6 protein-coding genes and 1 pseudogene are annotated in these 9,020 nt (G+C 72.0%); 3 read left to right on the forward strand and 4 right to left on the reverse strand.

The window, feature by feature from the left end; genetic code table 11:
* Positions 1–333 precede the first annotated feature (333 nt).
* Positions 334–882: a MarR family transcriptional regulator gene (locus tag ABZ490_RS51665; protein ID WP_359007882.1), complete on the reverse strand. Its 549-nt coding sequence runs from the start codon at positions 880–882 to the stop codon at positions 334–336.
* A 110-nt stretch (positions 883–992) separates the two neighbouring features.
* On the opposite strand from ABZ490_RS51665, the gene ABZ490_RS51670 reads away from it, so the two are divergent.
* A complete protein-coding gene (locus tag ABZ490_RS51670; protein ID WP_359007886.1) occupies positions 993–2,285 on the forward strand; it encodes an MFS transporter in 1,293 nt (430 codons plus the stop codon).
* A 109-nt stretch (positions 2,286–2,394) separates the two neighbouring features.
* On the opposite strand, the gene ABZ490_RS51675 is transcribed toward ABZ490_RS51670, so the two are convergent.
* From ABZ490_RS51675 to ABZ490_RS51685, 3 genes are all read right to left on the reverse strand, one after another.
* Entirely contained in the window at positions 2,395–3,192 is a 798-nt protein-coding gene (locus tag ABZ490_RS51675; RefSeq protein WP_359007889.1) for a methyltransferase domain-containing protein, read from the reverse strand.
* A 33-nt stretch (positions 3,193–3,225) separates the two neighbouring features.
* Complete coding sequence (locus ABZ490_RS51680) at positions 3,226–4,908, reverse strand: SpoIIE family protein phosphatase (protein WP_359007892.1); 1,683 nt, start codon at positions 4,906–4,908, stop codon at positions 3,226–3,228.
* A 223-nt stretch (positions 4,909–5,131) separates the two neighbouring features.
* A complete protein-coding gene (locus tag ABZ490_RS51685; RefSeq protein WP_359007895.1) occupies positions 5,132–6,511 on the reverse strand; it encodes an NAD(P)/FAD-dependent oxidoreductase in 1,380 nt (459 codons plus the stop codon).
* Positions 6,512–6,890: 379 nt separating this feature from the next.
* Here ABZ490_RS51685 and ABZ490_RS51690 point away from each other — a divergent pair, with 379 nt between their 5' ends.
* On the forward strand, positions 6,891–7,697 hold the full coding sequence (locus ABZ490_RS51690) for a helix-turn-helix domain-containing protein (RefSeq protein WP_359007898.1): 807 nt from the start codon (positions 6,891–6,893) through the stop codon (positions 7,695–7,697).
* 287 nt (positions 7,698–7,984) lie between these two features.
* A pseudogene (locus ABZ490_RS51695) lies at positions 7,985–8,947 on the forward strand (sigma-70 family RNA polymerase sigma factor); the annotation flags it as partial.
* Positions 8,948–9,020: the final 73 nt, after the last annotated feature.

Below are 9,020 nucleotides of genomic sequence, written 5' to 3' on the forward strand. Positions count from 1 at the left end.
TTTCCCTTTCCGGCGGTTCCGACTCTATCAGATCCTTTCGGCGTCTGATTCCCAGTCAGGGGGCTTGTCTTCCGGGCCCTTCGGCCGTTCCGACGTCTCAAACCTTAGCGGATCCGCTCGGCAGTTCCTAATCGAGCCGCCGACCCCAAATCGAATTGAATTCGGGCACGCCGAATTCGACCCCGTTGGGAGATCGTGCTGTTGGTGTGAGGTGCCGCTGCTGCGGCGGAGGTGTCATCGAAGAACCGTTCCGGCTCCCCGACAACCCGAAGAACTCTACGCGCCCCAAGGAGGCGCGTCAACCACCCCGTGTCAAGATCTTTTCTGACCGGGTCAGTCCAGGTCGCTGAGGCGCCCGCCGGCGTCCGGCTGGGCGTGCTCCACCCGGCGCAGGAGCCTGGTCAGGACGTCTCCGAGCGTCGTGCGCTCCTCGGCGGAGAGGTCCTGGAGCAGGTCCTCCTCGAAGACGCTGGCCAGGCGCATTGCCTCCAGCCACTTCTCCCTCCCCTCCGGCGTCAGCTCCACGATGACGCGCACGCGGTTGGACTCGTCCCGCTCCCGGGTCACCAGTCCCTCCGTGACCATGCGGTCGATCCGGTGGGTCATCGCGGCCGGCGTCAGGCCGAGGCGCTTGGCCAGGTCGCTGGGGCCGAGGCGATAGGGGACGCCGGACAGGACGAGAGCCTTGAGGACCTCCCACTCGGCGTTACTGATGCCCAGCTCGGCGGTCTGACGGCCGTACGCGACGTTCATCCGGCGGTTGAGCCGGGAGAGGGCCGAGACGATCTTCTCGACCTGAGGGTCGAGACCCCGGAACTCTCGCTGGTAGGCGGCGATCTGTTCTTCGAGCGTCGGCTCTGTGACGCCGGGGGTCTCGGCCATGTGCGCAGTATCGCATGCACCTCCTTTGCCTTGAAGTCCTTCGATCTGTATTCTTTAGCTTCGAACTTTAGCTTTGAAGTCTTCACTCCTAACTAGTGAGAGAGGTGAACGTGACCAGGGCCAAGGGCGCAGCGATGCGCCGGATCCACGTGGGCAACGCACTCAGCGCTTTCGGGCTCGGCTTCACGGTCCCCTACCTGTACGTCTATGTGGCGCAGGTGCGGGGACTGGGGGCCATGACGGCGGGGCTCGTACTCGCCGTCTTCGCCGTGGCCGCGCTGATCGTGCTGCCGTTCGCCGGACGGGCGATCGTGCGGCGCGGTCCACTGCCGGTCCTGCTGGCCGCCCTGGTCACCGCTGCCGTCGGCGCCCTGGGCCTGGGGCTGGCCGGTACCGCCACCGCCGTACTGACGGCCTCCGCGGCGCTGGGGGCGGGGCAGGCCGTGATGCAGCCGGCGCTGGCGACGATGATCGTGGACTGCTCCACGACCGAGACGCGGTCGCGGGCGTTCGCCATGCAGTTCTTCCTGCAGAACCTCGGGCTGGGCGTCGGTGGGCTCATCGGCGGGCATCTCGTGGACGCCACGCGCGTGTCGTCGTTCACGCTGCTGTTCTCGATCGAGGCGGCGATGTTCCTACTGCTGGCCGTGGTGATGGCGACCGTGCGGGTGCCGTCCGCGCCGCGGGTCGGGGACGCGCCCCGGCAGTCGGCCCGGGGCGCCTGGCGGCAGCTGCTCGGCAACCGGGCGATGGTGCAGCTGTCCGTGCTGGGCTTCGTGCTGTTCTTCGCCTGTTACGGGCAGTTCGAGTCCGGGCTGAGCGCCTACGGGGTCGAGGCCGTCGGGATCTCGACGTCGGCGCTCGGTACGGCGCTGGCCGCGAACACGGCCATGATCGTCGTCGCCCAGTTCGCCGTGCTGCGGTTCGTCGAGCGGCAGAAGCGGTCGCGGGTGATCGCGGCCGTGGGGCTGCTCTGGGCCGTGGCGTGGGTCGTGGCCGGGTACGCCGGGCTGGGGCACGGGAGCCAGGAGATGGCGACGGCGGCGTTCGTGTCGACGTACGCCCTGTTCGGGCTGGGTGAGGCGATGCTGTCGCCGACGGTGGCGCCGCTGGTGGCCGATCTCGCGCCGAGCGGGATGGCGGGGCAGTACAACTCCGCGTTCGCCCTGGTGAAGCAGCTCGCGCTGGCCGTGGGCCCGGCGGTGGGCGGGCCGATGGGGGCCTCGCTGCACGCGCCGTACATCGTGACGTTCCTGCTGTTCTCGCTCGGGATCACCTACCTGGCGCTGCGACTGGGGCGGCAGCTGACCGCCGTACAGGATCAGCCGTGGTTGGCGCGGAACCGGGTGGTGGCCAAGGGTGGGGCCGCTGTGGGGCCCGTGGCCGCGGAGGCGCAGGCCTGAGGTGCCGGCTTGAGCCGGCGGGCTGAGGTGCTGAGCCGGTGAGGGCGGCCGTCGTTCCTGGGAGGGACGACGGCCGCCCTTTTTCCACGCGCGAGCAGCGTTTGTGTGATCAGCGGATCGCGGTCACCAGGGTGGCGCTGAAGGGGAAGGTCGTCGTGTCGGTGGGGAGGTGGGCGCGGATCGTGTCGGCCGCCCGGGTGAGGGCGTCTTCTCCCGCGGTCTCGATCAGCGCCTGGCCCCAGGGGATCGCGGCCAGGTGGCCGGGGACGTAGTCCTCCAGCGGGGGCAGGTTGATCGCGAAGGTCAGTTCGCGCAGGGCCAGGTCGTGGAAGCCGGCGCCGGTCAGGGAGGTGGTCAGGCGGTCGGCGGCGGCGAAGGCCGACCTGAAGGCGGCCGCGTTCTCGGGGGTGCCGTGCTGCTCGACGGCGCGCTGCTGGGCGAGGAAGTAGGGGGAGTCGTCCAGGTGGGACCAGACGGTGGCGGCGAAGCGGCCGCCGGGGCGGGTGACACGGGCCGTCTCGCGCAGGGCCGCGTCGAGGTCGGGGAAGAACTGGGCGCCCTCCTGGCACAGGACGGCGTCGAAGGTCGCGTCGGGGTAGGGGAGGTCGTCGGCGGAGGCGGCGGTGAACTCGATGTCCGGGTAGAGGCGGGGGTGGCACGCTACGGCGATCTCGAGCATGCCCTGGTTGACGTCCGCGCCGGCGACGCGGCCGGTGGGACCCGCCTGGGCGGCCGCGGCACGGGCCGCGAAGCCGGTGCCGCAGGCGAGGTCGAGGACGGTGGCGCCGGGAAAGAGGTCCGCGGCGTCCACGAGTGCGGTGACGAAGGGCGCCATGAGGGGCGCGACGTAGTGTTCGTAGCGCTCGGGGGCGCTTCCCTTGAGGTGAAAGCCCGTTGCGTCTGCCATTAGGAAGCAATTAGCACCGGGGAGCGGATTCGCCTAGGCCGTCGGCAGGACGAACTCGCACCACACCGCCTTTCCGCCGCCCGGGGTGCGTCGGCTGCCCCAGTGCGAGGCGATGGTGGCGACGATCGCGATGCCCCGGCCGGACTCGTCGCCCGGTTCGGCGCGGCGGCGGCGCGGGAGGTGGTCGTCGCCGTCGGTGACCTCGATGATCAGCCGGCGGTCGGTGCGGCGCAGGCGCAGCCGCATGGGCGGGGTGCCGTGCTGGAGGGAGTTGGCGACGAGTTCGCTGGTGGCGAGGACGCCCGCGTCGTGGAGGTCGCTGGGGAAGCGCCAGCTGGTGAGGACGCCGGAGGCGAAGGCACGCGCGCGTGGGGCGGCTTCGACGCCGCCGAGGAGTTCGAGGGCGGCGTTGCGGAAGAGTTCGCTGTCGGCGCCGGTGCGGGCGGGGTGCTGGAGGACCAGGACCGCCACGTCGTCGTCGTGGTCGGCGGTGACGCCGGCCGAGCGGACCAGGCGGTCGCAGACGACCTGGGGGGTGCCGGTGGCACCGGCGAGGGCGCGCTCCAGGGCGGCGATGCCTTCGTCGAGATCCTCGTCGCGGCGTTCGACGAGTCCGTCGGTGTAGAGGACGGCGGTGGAGCCGGGGCCGAGCGGGATGGAGCCGGAGGCGTGCATCCAGCCGCCGGTGCCGAGGGGCGGGCCGGTGGGTTCGTCGGCGCGCTGGACGTGTCCGGTGTCGTCGCGGACAAGGATGGGGAGGTGGCCGGCCGAGGCGTACACCAGGCGGCCCTCGTTGGGGTCGTGGACGGCGTAGACGCAGGTGGCGATCTGGTTGGCGTCGATCTCGGTGGCGAGGCCGTCGAGGAGGTTGAGGACCTCGTGCGGGGGGAGGTCGAGGCGGGCGTAGGCACGTACGGCGGTGCGGAGCTGGCCCATGACGGCCGCCGCGCGGACGCCTCGGCCCATGACGTCGCCGATGACGAGGGCGGTGCGGCCGCCGCCGAGGGTGATGACGTCGTACCAGTCGCCGCCCACGGCGGCTTCGGTGCCGCCGGGCTGGTAGGTGGCGGCGATCCGCAGGTCGTCCGGTTGTTCGAGTTCCTGGGGGAGGAGGGAGCGCTGGAGGGTGACGGCGGTCTCGCGCTGGCGGCGCTCGCTGGCGCGCAGGCGTTCGGCGGCCTCGGCGTGGTCGGTGACGTCGGTGGCGAATACGAGGACGGCGCTGCCGGCTCTGCCGGCGCTGTCGGCGCTGCCCGTGCCGTCGGCGGCGTCCTCGGCCACGGGGGTGCAGGTGAAGGTGTAGTGGCGGCCGTCGGGGGCCTTGCGGGACTTCAGGGTGCGGGGCTTGCCGCTGCGCAGGGCCTGGTCGAGGAGGGGCATGAGCCCGAGGTCGCGCAGTTCCGGGAGGGCCTCGGCGGCCGGTTGGCCGCAGGGGCGTGCGCCGAAGGCCGCCGTGTAGGCGCCGTTGACGTAGGCGAGGCGGTGGTCGGGGCCGTGGACGAGGGCGACGAGGGCCGGAACACGGTCGAGGACCTCACGGACCGGGAGGTCGTCGACGTCGGGCACGGGCGGCGGTTCGTCGGTCAGTTGTTCGGCGCGGGCCGCGGGTACGGAGCCCTCGCTCCGTCGGTCCGTGGTGGTGACCGTGTGCTCGGCCCGCGCGGCGGCGCGGCGCTGAGTTCCGGGGAGCCGGGAGCTCCAGCGCGTGAAGTTCACGAATCCTTGCCTCGTGTAGTCGTCGTCGGCCGGCTCCGGGCCCGGCCTGGGCTCCGGGGGCCGCGCGGCGGTGGCCGCACATTGTTGCAGCACCCGGGGTGTGGAGCACTGGGGAACAGCCTCGTGGGTGTGGGCTAGGAGCAGGGAGCAGTCTGGCAGGGTGGCCACGGTCCGGGCCGACATTCGTCAGACGTGGGGGCGGCCGGGGGAGTTCCTGTATCGGTCAGGACAACCCCTTCGGGTCGTCGGAGGACTCGTCAGAAGGTTTTCCCCCGGCAGCGAGTTCGAACTCGGCGCGCGGGTGTTCGAGGGATCCGAGGGAGACGATCTCGCGTTTGAAGAGCCCGGAGAGGATCCATTCGGCGAGCACGCGCGCCTTGCGGTTGAAGGTGGGCACGCGGCTGAGGTGGTAGGCGCGGTGCATGAACCAGGCGGGGTAGCCCTTGAGCTTGCGGCCGTAGACGTGGGCGACGCCCTGGTGGAGACCGAGTGAGGCGACCGAGCCGACGTATTTGTGGCTGTACGTCTCGAGGGGTTCGCCGCGCAGCGCGTGTGCGATGTTGTCGCCGAGGACCTTGGCCTGGCGGAGGGCGTGCTGGGCGTTGGGGGCGGTCTCCGCGCCGGGCTCGGCGGAGGTGACGTCGGGGACGGCGGCCGCGTCTCCGGCCGCCCACGCGTGCGTGACGCCGTCGACGGTCAGCTCGGGGGTGCATTTCAGCCGACCTCGCGCGGTGCGGGGGAGGTCGGTGGCGGCGAGCACGGGGTGGGGTCTGACACCGGCGGTCCACACGATCGTACGGGTCGGGAAGCGGGCGCCGTCGCTGAGGACGGCGACGCGGTCGACGCAGGACTCCAGGCGGGTGTTCAGCCGGACGTCGATGTTGCGGCGGCGCAGTTCACTGACGGTGTAGCGGCCCATGTCCTCGCCGACCTCGGGCAGGATCCGGTCGGAGGCCTCGACGAGGATCCACTTCATGTCCTCGGGCTTGACGTTGTGGTAGTAGCGCGTGGTGTAGCGCGCCATGTCCTCCAGTTCGCCGAGCGCCTCCACGCCGGCGAAGCCGCCGCCGACGAAGACGAAGGTGAGGGCGGCGTCGCGGATCGCGGGGTCGCGGGTGGAGGAGGCGATGTCCATCTGTTCGATGACGTGGTTGCGCAGGCCGATGGCCTCCTCGACGGTCTTGAAGCCGATGGCGTGGTCGGCGAGGCCCGGGATGGGGAGCGTGCGGGCGACGGAGCCGGGCGCGAGGACGAGTTCGTCGTACGTCAGCTGCCGGGCGCCGGTGCCCTCCTCCTCGGTGGCCAGGGTGGTGAGGGTGGCGGTGCGTTTGGCGTGGTCGACGGCGGTGACCTCGCCGACGACGACCCGGCAGTGCGGCAGGACGCGGCGCAGCGGGACGACGACGTGGCGGGGGGAGACCGCGCCCGCGGCGGCCTCGGGGAGGAACGGCTGATAGGTCATGTACGGCTCGGGGGTGACCACGGTGATCTCCGCCTCGCCCCGGGCGAGTTCCTGTTTCAGATTTCGCTGGAGCCGCAGTGCCGTGTACATCCCGACGTAGCCACCGCCGACAACGAGAATGCGCGCACGTTCCTTCACCATCCCATGACGCACCCGGCGCCGGAGTTTGTCCACAGCCCCGACCATTTGTGTGACCGCCGGTCGAGTGGACGCGGGGTTGGCCGAAACACCGGTGTGCGGGGCAGGTACGCAGGTCAGAGGGTGTGCGCCGGGGTGCGGGAGGGGGTGCATTCGGGACGTAAACGACCCGTACTCCGATCGGGGGGCGCTCCGTGCGGAACCTGCCCCTTCTGAATTGACTGCCTCTCAACTATGTTCGTGTCGACGGGGTGTCAGGGGGAAGCGCGCTCCACGGGTCCGCGACGGGCGGGTCCGGGAACCGGTCCCCTGTTCCACGCACCCCGGAATTTGATGGCGGGGAGAGTCTCCGGGGGGAGACGTCATTACCGGGGGATCATTCATGCATATTCAGGACACGCATTGGTCGTCCGCCTCCGCGCTCGCGCATGGCGGCGGCGTGAGCGCGGCGGTGGGCAACGGACGCGGGGACGGCCCGCGGACCACGCCGCTGCGCGTGGACGCACAGCGCAATCTCGAGCACGTCCTGCGGGCGGCGCGCGAGGTGTTCGGCGAGCTGGGCTACGGCGCGCCGATGGAGGACGTGGCGCGACGCGCGCGCGTGGGCGTGGGGACGGTGTACCGGCGCTTCCCGAGCAAGGACGTCCTGGTGCGGCGGATAGCCGAGGAGGAGACGTCCCGGCTGACCGGCCAGGCGCGGGCCGCGCTGGGCCAGGAGGACGAGCCGTGGTCGGCGCTGTCGCGCTTCCTGCGGACCTCGGTGGCCTCGGGCGCCGGGCGGCTGCTGCCGCCGCAGGTGCTGCGGGTCGGCGCCTTCGCCGAGGACGGCGTGGGCGGTCCGGGGGCCGATGAGCCGCGGGTGCCGCAGCAGCGGACCCCGCCGGGCGGTGGTGAGCTGCGGCTGGTCGCCGAGGACGGTGCGGCGACGGGCGGCCCGGCCGGTTCCGTCGGCTCGGTGGGGTCCCTGGGGGACGATGCCGGGGCGGCGGCGCTGCTCGAGGTGGTGGGTCAGCTCGTGGAGCGGGCGCGGGCCGCGGGTGAGCTGCGGCCGGACGTGTCGGTGTCGGACGTCCTGCTGGTGATCGCGACGGCGGCGCCCTCGCTGCCGGACCCGGCGCAGCAGGCGGCGGCGTCGGCGCGGCTGCTGGACATCCTGCTCGAAGGGCTGCGCTCGCGGCCGTCCTCCTGAGGGAGGAGTCGCGGGTCGCCCGAAGGGGTGAGCGGGGCGGGGGCGTGGCAACGCTCTCGCCCCGACCCGCACCGGTCGAACATTCGGGACAATTCACTCTGGCGGCCCAACTCATGCCCGCAGAACGACAGTTGAACCTTCCCCGTACGGGTGAGGGTTAGTACTGGAATGCGACAGGTCCCCACGGACGAGTGGACGGCCTCTCCCGTCCGGTCCTGACCAAAAGCCAATATGGCACTCTGACCCGGTGTCGGGACCGGTAGGGCAGGCGGCGGGGGCTTTCCGCGATGGGCGTTGACGGGCGGGACGGGCGGGACGAACAGGTACCGAGCCAGGGCAGACGCACCTCCCCGGCGGGCGGGGTCCCCGCGCAGTGGGAACGGCCCGAGGACGGCGTCCTGCCGCCGCCCCGCGATCTGCCGGCCGCCGACAGCGATCTGATCGCCCGGATGCGCGGGGGCGACGACACGGCGTACGAGGAGCTGTACCGGCGCCATGCCGACGCCGTGCGCCGCTACGCGCGCACCTGCTGCCGGGACGCCCACACCGCCGACGACCTCACCGCCGAGGTCTTCGCCCGGATGCTCCAGGCCGTACGCGGCGGCTCCGGACCCGAGTACGCCGTCCGCGCCTATCTGCTCACCTCCGTCCGCCGCGTCGCCGCGGGCTGGACCCGGTCCGCGAAGCGCGAGCAGCTCGTGGACGACTTCGCGCTGTTCGCCGCCCAGGCCGGCCGCGCCTCGGAGGCCTCCGACGACACGGCGTCCCCGGGCTCTTTCGGCGCGGGACTGGAGGTCGGCGCCGAGGTGCGCGCCCTGCACGAGGCCGAGCGGTCCATGGCCATGCAGGCCTTCCGCTCCCTGCCCGAGCGCTGGCAGGCCGTGCTGTGGCACACCGAGGTCGAGGACGAGTCGCCGAGCGAGGTCGCGATGCTCTTCGGCCTCGACGCCAACGGCACGCGCGTGCTCGCCAGCCGCGCCCGCGAGGGCCTCAAGCAGGCCTACCTCCAGGCCCATGTCAGCGCCACCCTCACCAGCGACGAGGAGTGCGCCCGCTACGCCGACCAGCTCGGCGGCTACGCCCGCCGCCGGCTGCGCACCCGGGCCGAGCGCGGACTGCGCAAGCACCTGGAGGAGTGCGCCCGGTGCCGGCTCGCCGCCGTGCAGATCGAGGAGGTGGCGAGCAGCATTCCCGCCGTCGTCCCGGTCGCGGTCATCGGCTGGTTCGGCGCCGCCGGGTACGCCAAGGCAGGCGCTGATGAGCGAACCCGCTCTGCTGCTCTGCGACGAGCCCACCGGCAACCTCGACAGTGAGAACACCGAG

It is taken from the genome of Streptomyces sp. NPDC005811 (assembly GCF_040630405.1).
In the GTDB taxonomy this organism is placed as follows: domain Bacteria; phylum Actinomycetota; class Actinomycetes; order Streptomycetales; family Streptomycetaceae; genus Streptomyces.

Bases quoted from the DNA above. Each gene is read 5' to 3' on its own strand.
- ABZ490_RS51665 (WP_359007882.1), bottom strand. From the start codon at position 882: ATGGCCGAGACCCCCGGCGTCACAGAGCCGACGCTCGAAGAACAGATC.
- ABZ490_RS51675 (WP_359007889.1), bottom strand. From the start codon at position 3,192: ATGGCAGACGCAACGGGCTTTCACCTCAAGGGAAGCGCCCCCGAGCGC.
- ABZ490_RS51685 (WP_359007895.1), bottom strand. From the start codon at position 6,511: ATGGTGAAGGAACGTGCGCGCATTCTCGTTGTCGGCGGTGGCTACGTC.
- ABZ490_RS51690 (WP_359007898.1), top strand. From the start codon at position 6,891: ATGCATATTCAGGACACGCATTGGTCGTCCGCCTCCGCGCTCGCGCAT.